The sequence below is a fragment of the Curtobacterium pomorum genome (genome assembly GCF_044497295.1).
In the GTDB taxonomy this organism is placed as follows: domain Bacteria; phylum Actinomycetota; class Actinomycetes; order Actinomycetales; family Microbacteriaceae; genus Curtobacterium.
Genome location: NZ_CP172409.1, coordinates 2182186 through 2204724, shown reverse-complemented (window position 1 = coordinate 2204724; position 22539 = coordinate 2182186). Strand labels below are relative to the sequence as shown.

Sequence of the window (22539 nt, the reverse complement as noted above, 5' to 3'; positions counted from 1 at the left end):
CGGAGCCCACTCCCAGATGACCGACAGCGCCACGGCGACCCCGCACGGGTCGCAGCACGACATCCTCATCGTCACCGGCATGTCCGGGGCCGGGCGCTCGACGGTCGGCAAGGCCCTCGAGGACCTCGGCTGGTACGTCGTCGACAACCTGCCGACGCAGATGCTGGCCCCGCTCACCGAGCTGGCCGACCGCGCCGGCGAGAAGATCCCGAAGATCGCCACGGTCGTCGACGTCCGCGGCGGACGGTTCTTCACCGACCCGGAGCACGCGGTCGAACAGGTGCGGTCGACCACGTCAGCGCGGGTCCGGGTGCTGTTCCTCGAGGCCACCGACGCCGTCCTGGTCCGGCGCTTCGAGCAGGTCCGGCGACCCCACCCGCTGCAGGGTGAGGACACCCTGCTCGACGGCATCGCGCGCGAGCGGACCCGGTTGGCCGGACTGCGCGAGGCGTCCGACATGGTGATCGACACCTCGGACCTCAACATCCACCAGCTCGCCAACACCGTCACCGAACAGTTCGCCGACGATCACTTCGTGGGTGTTCAGGTGACGCTCATGAGCTTCGGGTTCAAGTACGGACTGCCTGCTGACGCCGACATGGTCGCCGACGTCCGGTTCCTCCCGAACCCCTACTGGGTCCCGGAACTCCGGGCCCACACGGGCCTCGACCAGCCCGTCTCGGACTACGTCCTGGCCCAGGCCGGAGCCCGTCCGTTCGTCGACCGGTACGTCTCCGTGCTGGAGCCGGTGCTCGAGGGGTACCAGCGCGAGAACAAAAGACACGCTACGATCGCCATCGGCTGTACCGGCGGGAAGCACCGCTCGGTCGCCATCGTCGCCGAGTTGGCGAACCTCCTCCGCGGGATGCCTGGCGTCGCCGTGCGTGTGAAGAACCGAGATCTCGGCCGGGAGTGACCGTCCCTCCGGCCGCTCCCCACGCACGTGCCGCCGGAATCGCGGGACCACCAGATGAACGTTAGGAATGATGCTGTGCCGTTGACTGCCGAGGTCAAGGACGAACTGGCCAGGGTCGCCGTGAACCGCAACACGGTCCGCGCCGCCGAACTGGCCACGATCCTCCGGTTCGCTGGTGGCCTGCACGTCATCTCGGGCCGCATCGCGGTCGAGGTGGAGCTCGACACCCGGATCATCGTGCACCGGGTCCGCAAGGACCTCGCCGAGCTGTACGGCGTCCGCAGCGAGGCGTCGGTGGGGTCGTCCGCGTCGTCCCGTCGCGGCACCCGCTACCTGGTCCGCGTGCTCGAGGCGGGGGAGACCCTCGCGCGCCAGACCGGTCTGATGGACGCCCGTCGTCGCCCCGTCCGCGGCCTGCCGAACCGGCTCACCACCGGCAACCGCGAGGACCTCGCCGCGATCTGGCGCGGTGCGTTCCTCGCCTCCGGCACCCTGACCGACCCGGGCCGGGCCGCCGCGCTCGAGGTCACCTGCCCCGGCAACGAGGCCGCCATGGCGCTCGTCGGGGCCGCGTCCCGCCTCGGCGTCGCCGCGAAGGGCCGCGAGGTCCGTGGCGTGCACCGCGTCGTCATCCGCGACGGCGAGGCCATCGGCCAGATGCTCACGGTGATGGGTGCCGCCCGCACCACCGCCGACTGGGAGGAGATGCGGCAGCGTCGCGAGGTCCGTGCGACCGCGAACCGCCTCGTCAACTTCGACGACGCCAACCTCCGCCGTTCGGCGCAGGCCGCCGTCGCCGCCTGCGCCCGGGTCGAGCGCGCGCTCGAGATCCTCGGCGACGAGGTCCCCGACCACCTGCAGTACGCCGGCGCGCTGCGCCTGCAGCACCGCGACGCGTCCCTCGACGAGCTCGGCCAGCACGCGGACCCGCCCATGACGAAGGACGCCATCGCCGGTCGCATCCGCCGACTGCTCGCGATGGCCGACAAGCGGGCGTCGGACCTCGGGATCCCCGGGACGGAAGCGAGTGTCCCCGAGGAGCTCGAGGGCGTCTGAGACGGGTCGTCCGACCTGCCTGACGGGAGGCGCGGTGCCAGCTGGCACCGCGCCTCCCGTCCGTTTCCGGACCCGTTCTCGGACCCGTCCCCGGCCTGGTCGGTGACCGTCCGGACGGACCGTCATCCCGCGCGGTCTGGCAGTGTCCGACTGCTAGGGTCGTTACGGCGACGTTACGGGGCGTATCGTCCACCACACGCGGGCCCGCCAGGGTGCGCGACTCCCGAAAGCAGCGCCCCCTGGGCGCTCCACACTCACCAGGAGATCCATTGACCGTCAAGATCGGTATCAACGGCTTCGGCCGTATCGGCCGCAACTTCTTCCGGGCCGCCCTCGCGAAGGGCTCGGACCTCGAGATCGTGGCGGTGAACGACCTCACCGACAACGCCGCACTGGCGAACCTGCTGAAGTTCGACTCCATCACGGGTCGTCTCGGCGTCTCCGTCGAGCTCGACGGTGACAACATCGTCGTCGACGGCAAGGCGATCAAGGTCCTGGCGGAGCGCGACCCCGCCAACCTCCCCTGGGGCGAGCTGGGCGTCGACATCGTCATCGAGTCGACCGGGTTCTTCACCAAGGCCGCCGACGCGCAGAAGCACATCGACGCGGGCGCCAAGAAGGTCATCATCTCCGCCCCGGCCACCGGTGACGACGTCACCATCGTGCTCGGCGTGAACGAGGACCAGTACGACCCGGCGAACCACAACATCATCTCGAACGCGTCGTGCACCACGAACAGCCTCGCGCCGCTCGCCAAGGTCTTCCACGACAAGTTCGGCATCGAGCGTGGCCTCATGACCACGGTCCACGCCTACACCGCCGACCAGAACCTGCAGGACGGCCCGCACAAGGACCCCCGTCGTGCCCGCGCGGCCGCGCTGAACATCGTCCCGACCTCGACCGGTGCAGCCAAGGCCATCGGCCAGGTCATGCCGGAGCTCGCCGGCAAGCTCGACGGCTTCGCGCTCCGCGTCCCGGTGCCGACCGGCTCGATCACCGACCTCACCCTCGAGACCAAGTCCGAGGTCACCGTCGACGAGATCAACGCCGCCTACAAGGAGGCCGCAGAGGGCCCGCTCAAGGGCATCCTGCTCTACAGCGAGGACCCGCTGGTGTCGACCGACATCACGACGGACCCGCACTCCTCGATCTACGACTCCGGCCTGACCAAGGTCATCGGCGGCCTCGTGAAGATCACCTCGTGGTACGACAACGAGTGGGGCTACTCGAACCGTCTGGTCGACCTGACCGAGTACGTCGGCGAGCGTCTGTAGCACATGGCTCTCCGCACCCTCGAGGACCTCGGCGACCTCGCCGGCAAGCGCGTCATCGTCCGTTGTGACCTGAACGTCCCGCTCAAGGACGGCACCATCACGGACGACGGCCGCGTGCGGGCGTCGCTGACGACCCTGAACACCCTCATCACCGCCGGCGCGCGCGTCATCGTGATCTCCCACCTGGGCCGCCCCGACGGGGAACCCAAGCCGGAGTTCTCGCTCGCGCCGGTCGGCCAGCGGCTCTCCGAGCTGCTCGGCAAGGAGGTCACGTTCGTCGGCGAGACCGTCGGCGACGAGGCGACCGCAGCCGCTGAGGCCCTCGAGGACGGCGACGTCCTGCTGCTCGAGAACCTCCGGTTCAACCCGGAGGAGACCTCGAAGGACGCCGCCGCGCGCAGCGCCTTCGCGGACCGCATCGCGGCACTCGGCGACGCCTTCGTCTCCGACGGCTTCGGTGTCGTGCACCGCAAGCAGGCCTCGGTCTACGAACTCGCGTCCGCGCTGCCCAGTGCAGCCGGTTCGCTGATCGAGACCGAGCTGCGTGTGCTCGAGCGTCTGACCACCTCGCCGGAACGGCCGTACACGGTCGTGCTCGGCGGGTCCAAGGTCAGCGACAAGCTCGGTGTCATCGACCACATCCTGCCGAAGGTCGACACCCTCTGCATCGGTGGCGGCATGCTCTTCACGTTCCTCGCGGCCCAGGGCCAAGGGGTCGCGAAGTCCCTGCTCGAAGCCGACCAGCTCGACGTCGTCCGCGAGTACCTCTCGCGGGCGAAGGAGCTCGGCGTGACGATCGACCTGCCGACCGACGTCGTGGTGGCCTCCGGGTTCTCCGCCGACGCTGCACACGAGACGGTCGCGGCCGACGCGATCGAGTCGTCGTCGTTCGGCGCGGACGGCATCGGCCTCGACATCGGCCCGGAGACGGCTGCGCGGTTCGCGTCGGCGGTGTCCGGCTCGAAGACGGTGTTCTGGAACGGTCCGATGGGCGTGTTCGAGTTCCCGGCGTTCGCTGCCGGCACGAAGACCGTCGCGAAGGCCCTGACCGAGGTCGACGGCCTCGGTGTGGTCGGCGGTGGCGACTCCGCCGCTGCGGTCCGGTCGCTCGGGTTCTCGGACGACCAGTTCGGACACATCTCGACCGGCGGTGGTGCGAGCCTCGAGTTCCTCGAGGGCAAGTCGCTCCCCGGTCTCGAAGCACTGGGGTGGTCCGCATGATCCGCACGCCGTTGATCGCCGGCAACTGGAAGATGAATCTCGATCATCTCCAAGCCATCGCCACCGTGCAGAAGCTCGCGTGGACCCTGAAGGACGCCCGCCACGACTTCGACGACGTCGAGGTCGCGGTGTTCCCGCCCTTCACCGACCTGCGGAGCGTGCAGACGCTCATCTCGGCCGACAAGCTGCCGATCCACTTCGGCGCGCAGGACCTGTCGCAGTACGACTCCGGTGCCTACACCGGCGACGTCTCCGGCGCGTTCCTGTCCGCGCTCGACGCGCAGTACGTCATCGTCGGCCACTCCGAGCGGCGCACGCTGCACGGTGAGACCGACGAGGTCGTCGCCGCGAAGACCGCAGCGGCCGTCAAGCACGGTCTCGTTCCCGTGGTCTGCGTCGGCGAGACCGGTGCGCAGCGCGAGGAGCGCGGTGCCGGCGTCGTGCCGGTCGAGCAGCTCCGCGTCGTGCTCGACGCGGTCAAGCCCGCCGACATCGTCGTGGCGTACGAGCCCGTCTGGGCCATCGGCTCCGGCCAGGCAGCCACGGCCGAGCAGGCACAGGACGAGTGCGCGGCCATCCGACGTGGCATCGCCGCAGCCTGGGGCGACCAGGCCGCTGCCGACACGCGCCTCCTGTACGGCGGCTCGGTCAAGTCCGGCAACATCGCTGGGTTCCTCCGCGAGCCCGACATCGACGGCGCCCTCGTGGGTGGCGCATCCCTCGACGTGCAGGAGTTCGCGGCGATCGCCCGGTTCCGCCAGCACGTCGGGCTGTAGCCGTCACACGCTGCCGTCGACGCGGGCTCTCGTCCGCACCACTCCCGTCCAGGTACCGGCCGTGCTCCGCGCGGCCGGTACACTGGTACGGCTGACTGACACGAAAGGTACGTCGTGGCGATACTCTCCGTCGTGCTGCAGGTCCTGCTCGCAATCACGAGCCTCCTGCTCACGCTCCTCATCCTCCTGCACAAGGGCCGCGGTGGCGGCCTCTCCGACATGTTCGGTGGCGGCGTGACGAGCAACCTCGGGGCGTCCGGCGTCGCCGAGCGCAACCTCAACCGCATCACGGTGATCCTCGGTCTGGTCTGGATCGTCTCCATCATCGTGCTCGGTCTCATCAACAAGTTCACGGCGGGGGTCTGATCCATGGCTAGCGGAGGCAGTGCAATCCGAGGGTCTCGCGTCGGCGCGGGACCGATGGGCGAACAGGACCGTGGGGTCCAGGCCGAGCGTGTGGCGATCTCCTACTGGGACGCCCTCGGCAACGAGGTCGTGCGGTACTTCGCCGCGAACCTCCCGGACGAAGAGATCCCCGAGACGGTCGATTCGCCGTCGAGCGGTCTCCCCGCCGGGCGCGACAAGGAGAACCCGCCCGTGGTCTCCAAAACGGAGCCCTACAAGACGCACCTGGCGTACGTGAAGGAACGTCGCACCGAGGAAGAGGCAGCGCAGCTCCTCGAGGACGCGCTCCAGCAGCTTCGCGAGCGTCGCGGAACCGCCGCCAAGAAGGCGTAACGCACGCACGCTGACGAAGGCCCCCGCACCGAGATGGTGTGGGGGCCTTCGTGTGTCGCGGAGGACGTGCGTCCCGCCGAGGTTCCACGACACGCCACGTGCGGTTCGCCGAGGTTCCACGACATGCCGCGTGCGGTTCGCCGAGGTTCCACGGACGGCCGACGCGCGCGCTCAGATGCCGAGATTTCGGAACCTGGAGCGGGGTGGGGCGGGGCGGTGGGCGAGGGGGAAGACAGACGGGAGGCCCGGTGCCAACCGGCACCGGGCCTCCCGTCAGGACGCGCGTCTAGTACGTCGACGCGATGAGGTTCTCGGGGACGTCGCGCGCGGCGTCCTGGTCCACGAAGAACACGGTGCGCTTGCGGCCCTGCACGCCACCGACGGGGACGTCCTCGACGGAGGCGCCGGCCAGGGCGAGCCCGAGGACCGACGCCTTCTCCGCACCGGACAGGATGACCCACACGCGCTGCGAGGCGTTGATCACCGGGTAGGTGACCGTCAGACGCTGCGGCGGCGGCTTGGGGGAGTCGTCGACGGACACGACGGCGCGGTCGGTGACCGTGAGCTGCGGGAACTCCGGGAAGAGCGAGGCGGTGTGCCCGTCGGGGCCGACACCGAGCAGCGTGATGTCGAAGCGGGGAGCGACGGCGCCTTCGTACGCGGCGTCCTGCAGCTCGCGCTCGTACTGCAGCGCGGCTTCCTCGATGTCGATGCCGGCGTCGGACGCGGGCATCGGGTGGATGTTCGACTCCGGGATGTCGACGTGGTCGAAGAAGTCGGTCTGCGTCCCCGTGGTGTTGCGGTCGGCGTCACCGGCCGGCACCCAACGCTCGTCGACCCACCAGACGTGGACCTTCGACCAGTCGACGCTCTCGCGCGCCGGGGACTGGCCGATCGCGGCGAGGACGAGGGACGACACCGAGCCACCGCTGATCGCGATGTCGGCACGCTCCTGCTCGTCGAGCACGTCGATGATCTTCGTGATGAAGCGTGCGGCGACCGAAGCGCCGAGGGCCTGCTTGTCCGGGTGCACGAGCACCCGCCGTTCGTTGGTCACGTGACTCCCGTGTTCGTGGCGGCCGACCGGTCGTACGACCGCCTTCGGCCCGACCGTTGTGGGTGCTCAGCGGGCGATGGTCTCGCGCAGCTGGGGTACCCCGTGCTTGACGACGTCTCCGAAGAGGACGTCCGGGTCGAGTCTACGGAGTTCCTCGGCCAGGCAGTCACGCAGGTTGCGGCGTGGCAGCGACAGGTCGTGCGTGGGCTGACCGGGCATCGAGAGGGTCGCGACGTCCACCAGGGAACGCTCGAGGTCGATGGTGCCCGACTCTCGCACGAGCTTGACGCCGTGGATGCCGCTCGACCCGGTCGCACGCGGCGACGTGGTGACCGTGACCGGCACCTCGAGCTGGAGCTGCAGCCAGGCGGCGAGCAGGATCGTCGACGGGCTGTCCGACGCGCCCGTCACCTCGACGCTGGTGATGGGCTCGTACGGCGGCTGGTCGAGTGCCGCGGCGAGCTGGTTCCGCCACAGGGTCAGGCGCGTCCACGCGAAGTCGGTGTCGCCCGGCACGTACGAGGCACCGAGGGCCTCGATCGCGCCGTTCGGGTCCTTCTGCGCGGCGGCGTCGGTGATCCGGCGCTGGGCGATGCGGCCCAGTGCCGAGGCCGACGGCTGCGACGGCGCGGTCTGCGGCCACCAGGCCACGACGGGGGCGTCCGGCAGGAGCAGGCCCGTGACCAGGCTCTCCTCGTCGGTCGCGGTCTCGCCGTAGGCGCGGAGGACGATGACCTCGCTCGCACCCGCGTCGCTGCCCACGCGGATCTGCGCGTCGAGACGACCCGGCGACTTCGTGTCACCGTCGTTCTTCGACACGATGATCACGCGCATCGGGTGCTCGCGGGACGCCTCGTTCGCCGCCTCGATCGCTTCTTCCTCGTGGCCGAGGGCCGTCGAGATGATCAGCGTCAGGACGCGTCCGAGGGCGACGGCGCCGCCCTCTTCTCGGATGTGGACGAGCTTCTTCTGGATCTTCGAGACCGTGGTGTTCGGCATGTCGATCTTCATGGACGCCTCCAGGTCCGGCCGTCGCGGGCGAGCAGGGCATCGGCGGACGCCGGGCCCCACGTGCCGGGACGGTACTGCTCGGGCTGGCCCTGCGTGGCCCAGAACTCCTCGATCGGGTCGAGGATCTTCCAGGACAGCTCGACCTCCTGGTGCCGCGGGAACAGCGGCGGGTCACCGAGGAGCACGTCGAGGATGAGTCGCTCGTACGCCTCGGGGGACGCCTCGGTGAAGGCGTGGCCGTAGCCGAAGTCCATCGTCACGTCGCGCACCTGGGTGCCGACGCCGGGGACCTTCGAGCCGAACCGGAGCGTGACGCCCTCGTCCGGCTGCACACGGATGACGAGCGCGTTCTGGCCGAGGGGCGACTGCGAGTTGCCGTAGACGTCCTCGGGGACACGCTTGAAGACGATCGCGATCTCGGTGACGCGACGGCCGAGCCGCTTGCCGGCACGCAGGTAGAACGGGACGCCCTGCCAGCGACGGGTCGCGATGTCGAGCTTGATCGCCGCGTACGTCTCGGTGCCGGACTCGGGGTTCATCCCGGCCTCGTCGAGGAACCCGAGCACCTTCTCGCCGCCCTGCCAGCCGCCGGCGTACTGTCCGCGCGCGGTGGCGGTCGACAGGTCCTCGGGCAGGCGCACGGCGGAGAGCACCTTCTCCTTCTCGGCACGCAGGTCTGCGGCCTTGAACGAGACGGGTTCCTCCATCGCGGTGAGCGCGAGGAGCTGCAGCAGGTGGTTCTGGATGACGTCGCGCGCCGCGCCGATGCCGTCGTAGTACGCAGCACGTCCGGCGACGCCGATGTCCTCGGCCATCGTGATCTGCACGTGGTCGACGTAGTTCGAGTTCCAGATGGGTTCGTACATCTGGTTCGCGAACCGGAGCGTCAGCAGGTTCTGGACGGTCTCCTTGCCGAGGTAGTGGTCGATGCGGAACACGTCGTCGGGCGCGAAGACGCTCTCGACGATCGCGTTGAGCTCGCGTGCCGTGCGGAGGTCGGAACCGAACGGCTTCTCGACGACCACGCGGCTCCACGAGCCCTCACGCTTCTCGGTGAGCCCGGACAGCTTCAGCTGCTCGGTCACCACCGGGAACATCTTCGGCGGGATGGACAGGTAGAACGCGTGGTTGCCGAGCGTCCCGCGCTCGGCGTCCAGCTCGTCGACGGTCTGCTTGAGCTGCAGGAACGCCTCGGGGTCGTCGAACGAGCCCTGGACGAAGCGGATGCCCTGTTCGAGCTGACGCCAGACGTCCTCGTCGAACGGGGTGCGGGAGTGTTCCTTGACCGCGTCGTGCACGAGCTGGGAGAAGTCTTGGTCCTCCCAGTCGCGCCGGGCGAAGCCGACGAGCGCGAACCCCGGGGGCAGCAGCCCCCGGTTGGCCAGGTCGTAGACCGCCGGCATCAGCTTCTTGCGTGACAGGTCGCCCGTCACGCCGAAGATGATGAGCGTGCTCGGTCCCGCGATCCGGTTCAGTCGACGATCCGTCGGCAGCCGGAGCGGGTTGTGCTCCGGGGTGATTGCCACCGGTGACATGAGTCGGTGAACTCCTTACGAGTCAGTGGGAGACGGCGGAGGCGATGGCCGCGGTGGCGGCGCGCACGTCCGACGTCGTGAGGGTGAGGACCGGGCGGCCGTGCTGCGCGAGGACACTCGCGTCACCGGCTGCCTGGGCCCGGAGGAGCTGCCCGAACGTGAACGGCCGGCCCGGGATCGCCAGGTCGTCCGGTTCGTCGGCCACGATCTGGAGGAACACTCCGGTGGCGGGGCCGCCCTTGTGGTACTGCCCGGTCGAGTGCAGGAACCGCGGGCCGTACCCGAAGGTGACCGGACGGCGCGTGCGCGCCGCCAGGGCGTCGCGGAGCGTCTCGAGGTCACGGTTCGTGGTGCGGTCGACGTACGCCTGCACCGCCACGTAGCCGGTGGCGCCCAGTTCGGACAGGAGGCCCGTCACGGCTTCTGCGAGCGTCGTCCCGACCGGCAGTCCCGGCGTCGCGGAGACGGCGATGCCGTCCTCGGTGAACGCGGGTACGGCGGCCGTGGGACGGTCGTCGAGCAGCGCACGGGTCGCGACCTTGGCGGCCTCGACGTCGGGCTGGTCGAACGGGTCGATGCCGAGCAGGCGCCCGGCGACCGCGACGGCGTACTCCCAGACGAGGATCTGGCCACCGAGCGTCCCGGTGATCTCGACCTCGCCCTCGGCGACGTGGCGCTCGTCCTCGCGCGAACCGACCAGGCGGATGACCTGGACGTCGGGCAGCGCTGCGGAGACCTCGGGGGAGTCGGCGTGCAGCACGACGGGCAGCAGGCCACGTCCGCTCTTGCCCGTCGACTCCGCGATCAGCTGCTCCACCCAGTCGCCGAACCCGACGATGTGGGTGCCGTCCGGGACGATCGCGATCTTGTCGCGCAGCGGGTCGGTCCCCGCGAGCACCGCGCCGAGCACGAGCCCGGGGTTCTCGTCGAGGTCGACCGACAGCAGCGCGGAGATGGCGTCGGCCTCGTCCAGCAGTTCGGCGATGTCCGCCCCGGCGAGACCGGAGGGGACGAGCCCGAACGCGGTGAGGGCCGAGTAGCGGCCGCCGACGGTCGGGTCGGCGGTGAAGACACGGTAGCCGGCGTCGGTCGCGGCGGCCTCGAGCGCGGAGCCCGGGTCGGTGACGACGACGATGCGGCGGGCGGGGTCGATGCCGGCGTCGCGGAACGCCTGCTCGTAGACCCGACGCTGCGAGTCGGTCTCGAGCGTGGAACCGGACTTCGACGAGACGACGAGCACGGTGCGCTCGAGGTCGGTCGAGACGGCGGCGCGGACCTGCGCGGGGTCGGTCGAGTCGAGGACCGTCAGCGGCACACCGGCGGTGCGCGTGATCACCTCGGGAGCGAGCGACGAGCCGCCCATGCCGGCGAGGACGACGTGGTCGACCCCTTCGGCACGGAGCGACTCGCGCAGCGCGGTGATCTGGGCGACGAGCGGGCGGGAGACCGAGACGGCCTCCACCCAGCCGAGGCGCTTCGACGCCTCGGCCTCGGCGTCCGGTCCCCACAGCTCGGGGTCCTGGGCGGTGATGCCCGAGGCCACCAGGTCAGCGACGAGCCGCGGGACCACCGAGTCGATGGCCCGCGCGGCACCGCCGCTGGCAGCGATGGAAACCGTCACTACTTGGCGCCCTCGAGCGCGGTCTTCACGGTGTCGACGAGCTCGCCCCACGAGACGTTGAACTTGTCCACGCCCTCCTTCTCGAGCAGCGCCACGACGTCGTCGTAGTCGATGCCCTGCGCTGCGAGCTGGTCGAGGACCTGCTGTGCGGCGTCGAAGGTGCCGGCGATGGCGTCGCCGTGGATCTCACCGTGGTCGAACGTGGCGTCGAGCGTCTTGCCCGGCATCGTGTTGACGGTGTTCGGGGCGGCGAGCTCGGTCACGTAGAGCGTGTCCGGCAGCGACGGGTCCTTGACGCCGGTCGAGGCCCAGAGCGGACGCTGCGTGTTCGCGCCGGCCTCGAGCAGGCCGAGGGCGCGCTCGGACGCGAACGCCTCGGTCCAGACCTGGTAGGCGAGCTGCGCGTTGGCGATGCCGGCCTTCGACTTCAGGGCCTTGGCCTCGTCGGTGCCGACGGCGTCCAGGCGCTTGTCGATCTCGGAGTCGACGCGCGACACGAAGAACGAGGCGACCGAGTGGATCTTCGACAGGTCGTGCCCGGCGGCCTTGGCCTTCTCGAGCCCACCGAGGTAGGCGTCGATGACGGCGCGGTAGCGCTCGAGCGAGAAGATCAGGGTGACGTTCACCGAGATGCCGGCGCCGATGACCTCGGTGATGGCCTCGAGGCCCTCGACCGTCGCCGGGATCTTGATGAGGACGTTCTCGCGCCCGACCTTCTCGAACAGGAACTTGGCCTGCTCGATGGTCTTCGCGGTCTCGTGTGCCAGGCCCGGCTCGACCTCGATCGACACGCGGCCGTCGAAGCCCTTCGTCGAGTCGTAGATCGGCTTGAACAGGTCGGACGCGTTGGCGACGTCCTGCGTGGTGATCTCGAAGATCGCGTCGGTGAGCTCGGTGCCGGCGGCGGCCAGCTCCTTGACCTGGGCGTCGTAGCGCTCGCCCTTGGCGAGGGCCGAGGCGAAGATGGTCGGGTTCGTGGTCACGCCGACGACGTTCTTCTGCTCGATGAGCTCGGTGAGCTTGCCGGTCTCGAGGAGCTCGCGGGACAGGTCGTCGAGCCAGATGCTCACGCCGACCGCGGAGAGGGCGGCAGTGGGGGTGTTCTCAGCCATGTGTTTCTCTTCTTTCCTTCATCGGCCTGGTGGCCGGGGTCTGGGGGACCGGGGGCGCGTGGCGGGGCCGAGCCGCGCCTCCCGGCAGAAGGGCCGGATCCGGCGAACCGGACCCGGCCCCTGCGGGTCAGGAAGCCGCGATCGATTCCTTCGCGGCGGCCACGACGTGCTCCGTCGTGAAGCCGAACTCCTTGAAGAGCGTCTGGTAGTCGGCCGAGGCACCGAAGTGCTCGATCGAGACGCTGCGGCCCTTGTCGCCGATGATGTCGCGCCAGCTCATCGCGATGCCGGCCTCGACCGACACGCGAGCGGTGACGTCCTTCGGGAGCACCTGGTCCTGGTAGTTCTCGGACTGGGCGCGGAACCACTCGATGGACGGGGCGCTGACGACGCGGGCGTTGATGCCCTCGCCCTTGAGCTGCTCGCGGGCCTCGACGGCGATCTGGACCTCGGAACCGGTCGCGATGAGGATCACGTCCGGGGTGCCGTTCGGCGCCTCGGCCAGGATGTACGCGCCCTTGGCGACGTTCTTCGCCGAGGCGAAGACCTCACCCGAGGCGTCGCCCTCGCCACGCTCGAAGACCGGCAGGTTCTGACGGCTCAGTGCGATGCCGGCCGGACGGTCGGTGTGCTTGAGCATCTCGAGCCAGGCGTACGCGACCTCGTTGGCGTCGGCGGGGCGGACCACGTCGAGACCCGGGATCGCACGGAGCGACGAGACCTGCTCGATCGGCTGGTGCGTCGGGCCGTCCTCACCGAGGGCGATGGAGTCGTGGGTCCAGACGTAGATCGCCGGTGCGCCCATGAGCGCGGCGAGACGGACCGCCGGACGCATGTAGTCGCTGAAGATCAGGAACGTGCCACCGAAGGGGCGGGTGTTCCCGTGCAGGACGATGCCGTTGAGGATCGAGCCCATCGCGTGCTCGCGGATGCCGAAGTGCAGCACGCGGCCGTACGGGTCGGTGCTCCACGTCGACGTCGAGGCCTCGGCCGGACCGAAGGACTTGGCGCCCTCGATCGTGGTGAGGTTCGACTCGGCGAGGTCGGCCGAGCCACCCCAGAACTCGGGCATCAGCGGCGCGATGGCGTTGATGACCTTGCCGGAGGCGGCACGGGTCGAGACGGCCTTGTCGGTCGGGAAGACCGGCAGTGCTGCCTCGAGGCCCTCGGGGAGCTCCTTGGCGTTGACGCGGTCGAACAGCGCCTTCTTGTCGGCGTTGGCGGCGGCCCACGCGTCGAAGGCCTTCTGCCACTCGGCGTGCTGCGCCTGGCCCTTGGCGACGGCGCCGCGGGTGTACTCGAGGACCTCGGGGGCGACCTCGAAGGTCTTCGCGGTGTCGAAGCCGAGGACCTCCTTGAGGCCCTTGATCTCGTCGGCGCCGAGCGCCGAACCGTGGATCTTGCCGGAGTTCTGCTTGGTCGGCGACGGCCAGCCGATGATCGTCTTGAGGACGATGAGCGACGGCTTGTCGGTGACCTGCTGGGCGGCCTCGATCGCGGCGTGGAGCTCCACGGCGTCCTCGGAGTACTCGCCGGTCTTCTTCCAGTCGACGATCTGGACGTGCCAGCCGAGTGCCTCGTAGCGCTCGGGGACGCTCTCCGAGAAGGCGATGTCGGTGTTGTCCTCGATCGAGATCTGGTTCGAGTCGTAGAACGCGATCAGGTTGCCGAGCTGCTGACGACCGGCGAGCGAGCCCGCCTCGTTCGTCACGCCCTCCTGCATGTCGCCGTCACCGGCGATCACGTAGGTGAAGTGGTCGAAGGGCGACTGGCCGGCCGGGGTCTCCGGGTCGAACAGGCCGCGCTCGAAGCGCTGGGCGTAGGCGAAGCCGACCGAGGACGCGAGGCCCTGGCCGAGCGGACCGGTGGTGATCTCGACACCGTCGGTGTGGCCGTACTCCGGGTGACCCGGGGTCTTCGAGCCCCACTTGCGCAGGTGCTGGAGGTCTTCGAGCTCGAGGCCGTAGCCGTGCAGGTAGAACTGCACGTACTGCAGGATCGAGGCGTGACCGGCGGACAGGATGAAGCGGTCGCGGCCGATCCAGGTGGAGTCGCTCGGGTCGCGACGCATCACCTTCTGGAAGAGCAGGTGTGCGAGCGGCGCGAGGCTCATCGCGGTGCCGGGGTGACCGTTGCCGGCGGCCTCGACCGAGTCGGCGGCGAGAACGCGGGCCGTGTCGACGGCCTTCCGGTCGATGGCGTCCCAGGTGAATTCAGCCACTTGGATGTTGACCCTTCTTGATGCGACATGTGCGAGGGCTCGTGCCATCGCACGGACATGTGGCCATCCCGGGGCCGAGTCGTGTCGCCGTCTAGCGGCGGCCGACCGGCTCATCGCGGCCGACGTCATCGGGGCGCGCACTGCGGGAGGGCAGGTCCAGCATAGTGACCAGCCACTCAGAAGGGGTTCAGGTGACGCCCGATGTTCATGACTCGAGTCGGTCGAGGCCCCGTCTGCCGGGCGTGTCGTGCTCCGTGGCCCGTCGTTCCGCGCGGGATGGGCGAGCGGGGCATCGTCGCGGCGCTTCCATCCCGTAAACTGATCGAGACCCGTGGACATTCCGGGTCAGCGCATGCCCGGACGCCGCCGCAGTCGTCCACCGAGTGTGCGAGCTGATGCGAACAGACTGAGGTTCCCTTGCCGACTGCCACCGTGACCAGGCCCGACACCGATCGACCCCGATCGCCGCTGTCCCGCAAGGTCCGTGCGTACGTCTCGTTGACCAAGCCGCGGGTCATGGAGCTGCTGCTCGTGACCACGGCGCCGACCATGTTCCTGGCCGAGCGCGGTGTGCCGGACCTGTGGCTCGTCTTCTGGACGATGCTGGGCGGCGCGATGTCCGCCGGTTCGGCGTCGGCGTTCAACTGCTACATCGACCGCGACATCGACCGCCTGATGAAGCGGACGAGCACGCGCCCGCTGGTGACCGGCGAGCTCTCCGACCGCGAAGCCCTGGTGTTCTCGTGGATCCTGGGCGTCCTGTCGACGGCGGTCCTCGGGTTCCTGGTGAACTGGCTCGCGGCCGCCCTGAGCGTCATCGCCATCCTCATCTACGTGTTCGTCTACACGCTCTGGCTCAAGCGCCGCACCCCGCAGAACATCGTGTGGGGCGGCTCGGCCGGCTGCATGCCCGTGCTCATCGGCTGGGCGGGCGTCACCGGGTCGCTCACCTGGGCCCCGGTCATCCTGTTCATGGTCATCTTCCTCTGGACGCCGCCGCACTACTGGCCGCTGTCGATGAAGTACCGCGACGACTACGACGCCGCCGACGTCCCGATGCTCGCCGTGGTCCGCGGTCGCACCGTCGTCGGCCTGCAGGTCGTGCTGTACGCGTGGGCCACCCTCGTCTGCTCGCTCCTGCTCATCCCCGTTGCGCACATGGGACCGCTCTACACGGTGGTCGCGCTGGCCGGCGGCATCTGGTTCGTCGTCGAGTCGCACCGGCTGTACTCGCGGGCGATCCAGCACGTCGAGCACGTGCAGCCGATGCGCGTCTTCCACAGCTCGATCACGTACCTGACGCTGCTCTTCATCGCCGTGGGCATCGACCCTTTGCTGCCGCAGGTCTTCACCTTCTAGGCACTGCGCGCCGCCGCTGGGCGACGTCGTACGACGAACTCGATGTCGTGCGACGTCGCCTTCGTCGTTCTGGGTCGCCGTCGGGTGCGCGACCGGGTGGGGCTCTCGACGTGCGCACGGGACGGCCGGGAGGCGCGGGGCGGGGCCGCCACGGGCCTCCCGTCGGCCGTGTGCGTGCGCTGGGCGCAGGGCGCACGCGTGGTGCGATGCGTCTGCGACGAACGACACCCCACGAGTCGATCGACTCGTGGGGTGTCGCAGAACGGGTGTCGGACGGGCGGCGAGGGCGCGACGCGCCCGGGCGTCAGGCGTCGAGTGGTTCGCGCACGGCCGCGCGACCGGCGCTGGCCCGGGTCGCGAGCACGACCGCCGTGGTGGCGCCGACGAGCAGCCCGGCGAGCACCATGTGCGTGCCGACCAGCCCGACCGGCAGCCCCGTGCGCGCCTGCGTCAGGCCGACGGCGATCTGCAGGAACTCGACGACGAGCAGCAGGAGCGCCCATTTGCTCGAGATCCGGAGGCGGACGGCACCGACCACGAGGACGAGCGTCAGCGCGAACAGCGTGTAGGCGGGCCAGGCGTGCAGGTGTTCCATGACCGCGGGGTCGAAGCCCGTTCGGTGCAGCATGCCGCCGTCCACGGCCTCGTCGGCGCCGGCGTGCGGACCGCTGCCGGTGGTGAGGATGCCGACCAGGACGGTGACCACGACCGCGGCGACCGTGCCGCGGACGACACCGGTGTACCAGCCGGGCACCACGCGACGGCTGGTGCGGGGTCCGTGCATCGTCCGGTAGACCAGGGCCGCGGTGACCGAGGTCAGGGCGGCGGACACGACGAAGTGCAGCCCGACGACGAAGGGGTTGAGGTTCGTGAGCACGCTGAGCCCGCCGATGACGGCCTGCACCGGGATCGCGACGCCCTGAGCGAACGCGAGCCAGAACAGTTCGGGGCGCGTGCGGAGCATCCGGACGACCGCCAGGAACATCGCGATCGCCACGATCACGAGCACGAAGGTGAGCAGTCGGTTGCCGAACTCGATGATCCCGTGGACGCCCATCTCGGGCGTCGACACGAGCGAATCCGCCGTGCACTTGGGCCAGGTGGGGCATCCGAGGCCCGACGCGGTCAGCCGGACGAGGCCGCCGGTGCCGATCAACACGACCTCGACCACGAACGAGGCCCACGCCAGCGCGATGACCCGACGGTCGACGACCCGGGGGAGCGACCACCACCGTGCGGTCCGGAGATCCTGGTCGACGGGGGGTCCGACGCGAGTCACGAGGGTGGTGCCTTCCTGTTGTTCCGTGCAGCGAACCTGTAGGATTCGAGGGTTCAGCAGCAGTCAAGTCTAGGCAGGCGCCGGCTCCGAATGGGCCGAGATCGCCGATCACTCCACGGACTGCGTGGAACCATTGTCGTTGCGAGGGAGCAGCACCGTGACCGCTTGTCAGCGGTCTGCGGTGGAATGGCGTCCAGACGCCACGGGTTCACACCTGAAGACGCTGTCCCGCGAGAAGGAAACGAGGAGACCATGTCCGACGTGCTCATCGACCGTCCCGAGCTCGAAGGGCTCGGGCAATACGAGTTCGGCTGGTCCGACTCCGACTCCGCCGGGGCCTCGGCCCGCCGTGGGGTCTCGGACGAGGTCGTCACCGACATCTCGAACCTCAAGCACGAGCCCGAGTGGATGCTCAAGAACCGGCTCAAGGGCCTGCAGCTCTTCGGCCGCAAGCCGATGCCGACGTGGGGTGCCGACCTGACGGGCATCGACTTCGACAACATCAAGTACTTCGTGCGCTCCACCGAGAAGCAGGCGCAGTCGTGGGAGGACCTCCCCGAGGACATCCGCGCGACCTACGAGAAGCTCGGCATCCCCGAGGCAGAGCGCCAGCGCCTCGTCGCCGGCGTCGCCGCGCAGTACGAGTCCGAGGTCGTGTACCACCAGATCCGCGAGGACCTGGAGCAGCAGGGCGTCATCTTCATGGACACCGACACGGCGCTCCGTGAGCACCCCGAGCTCTTCCAGGAGTACTTCGGCACCGTGATCCCGGCCGGCGACAACAAGTTCGCCGCACTGAACACGGCCGTCTGGTCCGGCGGCTCGTTCGTCTACGTCCCCAAGGGCGTCCACGTCGAGATCCCGCTGCAGGCCTACTTCCGGATCAACACCGAGAACATGGGCCAGTTCGAGCGGACGCTGATCATCGCGGACGAGGACTCCTACGTCCACTACATCGAGGGCTGCACCGCCCCGATCTACAAGTCGGACTCGCTGCACTCGGCCGTCGTCGAGATCATCGTGAAGAAGAACGCCCGCGTGCGCTACACGACGATCCAGAACTGGTCGAACAACGTCTACAACCTCGTGACCAAGCGTGCGATCGCGCACGAGGGCGCCACGATGGAGTGGATCGACGGCAACATCGGCTCCAAGGTGACGATGAAGTACCCGTCGATCTACCTCGCCGGTGAGCACGCCAAGGGCGAGACCCTGTCCGTCGCCTTCGCCGGCCCCGGCCAGCACCAGGACGCCGGCGCGAAGATGATCCACATGGCGCCGTACACGACGTCGTCGATCGTCTCGAAGTCGATCGCCCGCGGTGGCGGTCGTGCGGGCTACCGCGGCGAGGTCCGGGTCGACCCGGCCGCGCACCACGCGGCGAACACCGTCCGCTGCGACGCGTTGCTCGTCGACACGATCAGCCGGAGCGACACGTACCCGGCGATCGACATCCGCGTCGACGACGTCCAGCTCGGGCACGAGGCAACGGTCTCGCGCGTGAGCGAGGAGCAGCTCTTCTACCTGATGTCCCGCGGCATGGCCGAGGACGAAGCGATGGCGATGATCGTCCGTGGCTTCATCGAGCCGATCGCCCGCGAGCTCCCGATGGAGTACGCGCTCGAACTCAACAAGCTCATCGAGATGAGCATGGAAGGATCCGTCGGCTAGATGTCCAGCACCACCCCTCCCCACATCGACCAGCCGATCGAGCCCGCGGCAGCCGCCCAGGGTGCCGACCAGCACGGCGCCGGAGCCCACTCCGACGGCGGCTGGGACGCCCCCGACAAGAAGATCCCGGTCCAGACCCGCTCCGAGCGGTTCCAGTCCGGCGACCTCGGGGCGTTCCCGACCGTCACCGGGCGCGAGGTGAACTGGAAGTTCGCGCCCCTGGCGAAGCTCCAGCCGCTGCTCGACGGCGGCCTCGACGGATCCGCCTACCGGTTCCTCGCCCGGCAGTCCGACGGTGCCGACGTCGAGTGGGGTCGCAGCGACGACCCCCGCGTCGGCACCGCCGGGCTGCCGGAGGACCGCGCGGCAGCCGCGGCCTGGACCGCGCGTGACGCGGTCCTCGCCGTCACCGTGAAGGCGACCGAGGCGCACGAGTTCATCACCATCACGCGCTCCGACTTCGGGACGCAGCCCCGCGCGGCGCACACGGTCATCACCGCTGAGCCGCACGCCCAGGGCATCGTCGTGCTCGACAACCGCGGCAGCGCACTGCTCAGCGAGAACATCGAGATCGTCGTGCAGGACGGCGCACGCCTGACGGTCGTCAGCCTGCAGGACTGGGACGACGACGCGGTGCACGTCTCGACGCACTTCGCCGAGGTCGGCCGCGACGCCTTCCTGAAGCACGTCGTGGTCTCGCTCGGCGGCGACGTCATCCGGGTCAACCCCTCGACGCACCTCGGTGCGCAGGGCGCCGACACCGAGATGTACGGCGTGTACTTCGCCGACGCCGGCCAGTACATCGAGCAGCAGGTCTACGTGAACCACGACGCGCCGAACACGCGCGGTCGGGTCAACTACAAGGGCGCGCTGCAGGGCAAGGGCGCGCACACCGTGTGGATCGGTGACGTGCTCATCGGCCGCGCCGGTGACGGGACCGACTCGTACGAGCAGAACCGCAACCTCGTGCTGACCGACGGCACCCGCGCGGACAGCATCCCGAACCTCGAGATCGAGACGGGCAACATCGAGGGCGCCGGCCACGCGAGCGCGACCGGTCGCTTCGACGACGAGCAGCTGTTCTACCTGCAGGCCCGCGGCATCCCCGAAGAGGAAGCGCGCCGTCTCGTCGTGCTCGGCTTCCTGGTCGAGGTCATCCAGAAGATCGGTGCGCCCGAGCTCGAGGAACGACTCATCGCCGCAGTCGAGCAGGAGCTCGCCGAGGGGCGTTCGGTGACCGTCGCCCCGGCGGAGGCCGACGCCTGATGCCCACGAAGGTCTGCGCGGAGTCCGAGATCGCGGTGGACAGCCCGATGCGTGCCGTCGTCGACGGCACCGCGGTGGCCATCGTGAAGGACTCGTCCGGCACCGTGCACGCCATCGGCGACACCTGCACCCACGGGGACATCTCGCTGGCCGAGGGGTTCATCGAGGGCGACACGCTCGAGTGCTGGGCGCACGGCTCCCGCTTCTCGCTCGCCACGGGGAAGCCGCAGAACTTCCCGGCGTACGAGCCCGTCCCGGTGTTCCGGGTCGAGGTGCGCGAGGGCGACGTCTACGTCGACGTGCACGATCCCGTCCCGGTCGACTGACACCGCCTCCCGGCCCCCACACTTTCCGCGGCCCGTCCGCGACACGACAGAAAACCGAAGGAACCCACGCAATGTCCACTCTGGAAATCCGCGACCTCCAGGTCTCGATCGACACCGATCAGGGCACCAAGGAGATCCTCAAGGGTGTCGACCTCACGATCAACGAGGGCGAGATCCACGCGATCATGGGGCCGAACGGCTCCGGCAAGTCCACGCTGGCGTACACGATCGCCGGGCACCCCCGGTACAACGTCGTCGGCGGCTCGATCACCCTCGACGGCGAGGACGTCCTCGCGATGAGCGTCGACGAGCGCGCCCGTGCCGGCATGTTCCTGGCGATGCAGTACCCGGTCGAGATCCCCGGCGTGACGGTGTCGAACTTCCTCCGCACCGCCAAGACGGCGATCGACGGCGAGGCCCCGGCCCTGCGCGGCTGGATCAAGGAGCTCCGCCAGTCGATGGCCGACCTCAAGATGGACTCGTCGTTCGCCGAGCGCAACGTCAACGAGGGCTTCTCCGGTGGCGAGAAGAAGCGCCACGAGATCATGCAGCTCGAGCTCCTCAAGCCCCGCTTCGCCGTGCTCGACGAGACCGACTCCGGCCTCGACGTCGACGCGCTGAAGATCGTGTCCGAGGGCGTGAACCGCGCCAAGGCCGCGACCGGTCTCGGTGTGCTGCTCATCACGCACTACACGCGCATCCTGCGGTACATCAAGCCGGACTTCGTGCACGTGTTCGTCGCGGGCAAGGTCGCCGAGCAGGGTGGCCCCGAGCTCGCCGACCGCCTCGAGAACGAGGGCTACGACCGCTACGTGCAGGCCGCCGCGGCGTCCGCCGCAGAGGCGCAGGCCTGATGATCGCGGCACTCGCCCCGGACAAGTTCGACGAGGTCGTCGAGGGCCTGAAGGAGGTCCAGGACCCGGAGCTCGGCGTCAACATCGTCGACCTCGGTCTGATCTACGACCTCGCCTGGGACGACGAGGCCTCGGCGCTCGTGATCAGCATGACGCTGACCAGTGCCGGCTGCCCGCTCACCGACGTCATCGAGGGCGACACCGCGAACGCCCTCGACGGCATCGTGGACGCCTTCCGCATCAACTGGGTCTGGATGCCGCCGTGGGGTCCGGAGCGGATCACCGACGACGGACGCGAGATGATGCGCGCGCTCGGGTTCGCGATCTAGTCGCGACCCCCTGACGGACGGGAGGCCCGGTGCCAGCTGGCACCGGGCCTCCCGTCCGTCTGTACGCAGGAAGCGCGCGGGGCGCGACACGCCGCTCACGTTCGCCGGGGTTCCACGAACGGACGCAGAAACGGCCGGGGTTCCGAGATCTCGGAACCCCGGCCGCAGGAGCCGGGCGTGCCGATCGCAGCCGATGGGCGTGCGTCAGCGGCGGCCGACGGCCTTCCACGCGAGCGGCAGGATGCCCGCGGCGATGAGCGCCTTCGCGATCCCACCGACGACGAACGGGTACAGGCCGGCGGCGAGCACCGACTGCAGGTCGTTCGGGGCACCGAGCTGACCGAGCACGATCGCCAGGTAGGGCAGACCGGTCACGAACGGGATGGCGCTCGCGAGCAGCATCGCCACCGCGGCGCGTCCGACGTGACGGTCCCAGTTGCGGCGCGCCAGCCAGCCGACGACACCCGCGGCGGGGATGAACCCGATGACGTACCCGAAGCTCGGCACGGCCAGGGCCTGCAGGCCACCGGTCATGTCGGCGAAGAACGGTGCGCCCGCCAGGCCGGCGACGGCGTAGACGAGCAGCGCGAGCATGCCGCGGCGGGCACCCAGCGTCGCGCCGACGAGCACGACGGCGAGCGTCTGACCCGTGATCGGGACCGGCCACATCGGGACCTCGAGCTGTGCCATCGCAGCGGTGAACAGGGCTCCGCCGGCGACGAGGGCGGCGTTCGTGGCCAGCCCGTGCGTCCGCAGACGGTCGGCGAGGACTGCGCGGGGAGCGAACCCGGTGGCGTTCGTCATGGATTCTCCTAGAATGGACTGCTGGTCCCGTTCGGAACCATCGGTCCCGTCAGCGTAGCGGTGCACCTCACGCACACGTCGTTGTGCAAACCCACCAACTGATTGGACGTCCA

At 69.5% G+C, this 22539-nt stretch carries 21 protein-coding genes; 13 read left to right on the top strand and 8 right to left on the bottom strand.

Going from position 1 to position 22539, the window contains the following annotated elements:
• The first annotated feature begins 16 nt into the window (after positions 1–16).
• The 7 genes from rapZ (at position 17) to ACGH48_RS10560 (ending at position 5981) form a co-directional block, all read left to right on the top strand.
• On the top strand, positions 17–916 hold the full coding sequence (gene rapZ, locus ACGH48_RS10590; protein WP_123312530.1) for an RNase adapter RapZ: 900 nt from the start codon (positions 17–19) through the stop codon (positions 914–916).
• 75 nt (positions 917–991) lie between these two features.
• Positions 992–1972 carry a DNA-binding protein WhiA gene (gene whiA / locus ACGH48_RS10585; RefSeq protein WP_111083957.1) on the top strand — a complete coding sequence of 327 codons (981 nt, stop codon included), beginning with the start codon at positions 992–994 and terminating at the stop codon, positions 1970–1972.
• Positions 1973–2241: 269 nt separating this feature from the next.
• Entirely contained in the window at positions 2242–3246 is a 1005-nt protein-coding gene (gene gap, locus ACGH48_RS10580) for a type I glyceraldehyde-3-phosphate dehydrogenase (RefSeq protein ID WP_123312532.1), read from the top strand.
• A gap of 3 nt (positions 3247–3249) precedes the next feature.
• Positions 3250–4467, top strand: a complete 1218-nt coding sequence (locus ACGH48_RS10575) for a phosphoglycerate kinase (protein ID WP_396288516.1) — start codon at positions 3250–3252, stop codon at positions 4465–4467.
• Positions 4464–5243, top strand: a complete 780-nt coding sequence (gene tpiA / locus ACGH48_RS10570) for a triose-phosphate isomerase (RefSeq protein WP_396288514.1) — start codon at positions 4464–4466, stop codon at positions 5241–5243. The genes ACGH48_RS10575 and tpiA overlap by 4 nt, the downstream gene beginning before the upstream one ends.
• Positions 5244–5357: 114 nt before the next feature.
• A complete protein-coding gene (gene secG / locus ACGH48_RS10565) occupies positions 5358–5609 on the top strand; it encodes a preprotein translocase subunit SecG (protein ID WP_017887256.1) in 252 nt (83 codons plus the stop codon).
• 3 nt (positions 5610–5612) lie between these two features.
• The gene (locus ACGH48_RS10560; RefSeq protein ID WP_027465686.1) at positions 5613–5981 is read left to right on the top strand and encodes an RNA polymerase-binding protein RbpA; all 369 of its coding nucleotides are present in this window, start codon (positions 5613–5615) and stop codon (positions 5979–5981) included.
• Positions 5982–6267: 286 nt separating this feature from the next.
• Here the strand turns inward: ACGH48_RS10560 and pgl are convergent, their stop codons facing one another.
• From pgl to tkt, 6 genes are all read right to left on the bottom strand, one after another.
• Entirely contained in the window at positions 6268–7038 is a 771-nt protein-coding gene (gene pgl / locus ACGH48_RS10555; RefSeq protein WP_396288511.1) for a 6-phosphogluconolactonase, read from the bottom strand.
• 66 nt (positions 7039–7104) lie between these two features.
• On the bottom strand, positions 7105–8049 hold the full coding sequence (locus ACGH48_RS10550; RefSeq protein ID WP_123312539.1) for a glucose-6-phosphate dehydrogenase assembly protein OpcA: 945 nt from the start codon (positions 8047–8049) through the stop codon (positions 7105–7107).
• Positions 8046–9584, bottom strand: a complete 1539-nt coding sequence (gene zwf / locus ACGH48_RS10545; protein WP_123312542.1) for a glucose-6-phosphate dehydrogenase — start codon at positions 9582–9584, stop codon at positions 8046–8048. The genes ACGH48_RS10550 and zwf overlap by 4 nt, the downstream gene beginning before the upstream one ends.
• Positions 9585–9606: 22 nt before the next feature.
• Positions 9607–11205, bottom strand: coding sequence for a glucose-6-phosphate isomerase (locus ACGH48_RS10540; RefSeq protein WP_396288509.1), 1599 nt, complete (start codon positions 11203–11205; stop codon positions 9607–9609).
• Positions 11205–12317, bottom strand: coding sequence for a transaldolase (gene tal, locus ACGH48_RS10535; protein ID WP_123312546.1), 1113 nt, complete (start codon positions 12315–12317; stop codon positions 11205–11207). Before tal ends, ACGH48_RS10540 begins: the two co-directional genes overlap by 1 nt.
• A 127-nt stretch (positions 12318–12444) precedes the next feature.
• Positions 12445–14538 carry a transketolase gene (gene tkt / locus ACGH48_RS10530; RefSeq protein WP_396288506.1) on the bottom strand — a complete coding sequence of 698 codons (2094 nt, stop codon included), beginning with the start codon at positions 14536–14538 and terminating at the stop codon, positions 12445–12447.
• A gap of 432 nt (positions 14539–14970) precedes the next feature.
• On the opposite strand from tkt, the gene ACGH48_RS10525 reads away from it, so the two are divergent.
• Positions 14971–15897: a heme o synthase gene (locus ACGH48_RS10525; RefSeq protein ID WP_123312549.1), complete on the top strand. Its 927-nt coding sequence runs from the start codon at positions 14971–14973 to the stop codon at positions 15895–15897.
• A 304-nt stretch (positions 15898–16201) separates the two neighbouring features.
• Here ACGH48_RS10525 and ACGH48_RS10520 read toward each other — a convergent pair whose 3' ends face one another.
• Positions 16202–17176: a heme A synthase gene (locus ACGH48_RS10520; protein WP_123312550.1), complete on the bottom strand. Its 975-nt coding sequence runs from the start codon at positions 17174–17176 to the stop codon at positions 16202–16204.
• A gap of 252 nt (positions 17177–17428) precedes the next feature.
• Between ACGH48_RS10520 and sufB the strand changes: the two genes are divergently transcribed.
• From sufB to ACGH48_RS10495, 5 genes are all read left to right on the top strand, one after another.
• Entirely contained in the window at positions 17429–18847 is a 1419-nt protein-coding gene (sufB, locus tag ACGH48_RS10515; protein ID WP_111083968.1) for a Fe-S cluster assembly protein SufB, read from the top strand.
• The gene (gene sufD / locus ACGH48_RS10510; protein ID WP_123312552.1) at positions 18848–20113 is read left to right on the top strand and encodes a Fe-S cluster assembly protein SufD; all 1266 of its coding nucleotides are present in this window, start codon (positions 18848–18850) and stop codon (positions 20111–20113) included.
• The gene (locus tag ACGH48_RS10505) at positions 20113–20439 is read left to right on the top strand and encodes a non-heme iron oxygenase ferredoxin subunit (RefSeq protein WP_111083970.1); all 327 of its coding nucleotides are present in this window, start codon (positions 20113–20115) and stop codon (positions 20437–20439) included. Before sufD ends, ACGH48_RS10505 begins: the two co-directional genes overlap by 1 nt.
• A gap of 71 nt (positions 20440–20510) precedes the next feature.
• Positions 20511–21293 carry a Fe-S cluster assembly ATPase SufC gene (sufC, locus tag ACGH48_RS10500; protein WP_111083971.1) on the top strand — a complete coding sequence of 261 codons (783 nt, stop codon included), beginning with the start codon at positions 20511–20513 and terminating at the stop codon, positions 21291–21293.
• The gene (locus tag ACGH48_RS10495) at positions 21293–21622 is read left to right on the top strand and encodes a metal-sulfur cluster assembly factor (protein WP_123312556.1); all 330 of its coding nucleotides are present in this window, start codon (positions 21293–21295) and stop codon (positions 21620–21622) included. Before sufC ends, ACGH48_RS10495 begins: the two co-directional genes overlap by 1 nt.
• Positions 21623–21826: 204 nt before the next feature.
• On the opposite strand, the gene ACGH48_RS10490 is transcribed toward ACGH48_RS10495, so the two are convergent.
• Entirely contained in the window at positions 21827–22426 is a 600-nt protein-coding gene (locus ACGH48_RS10490; protein ID WP_123312557.1) for a biotin transporter BioY, read from the bottom strand.
• Positions 22427–22539 lie beyond the last annotated feature (113 nt).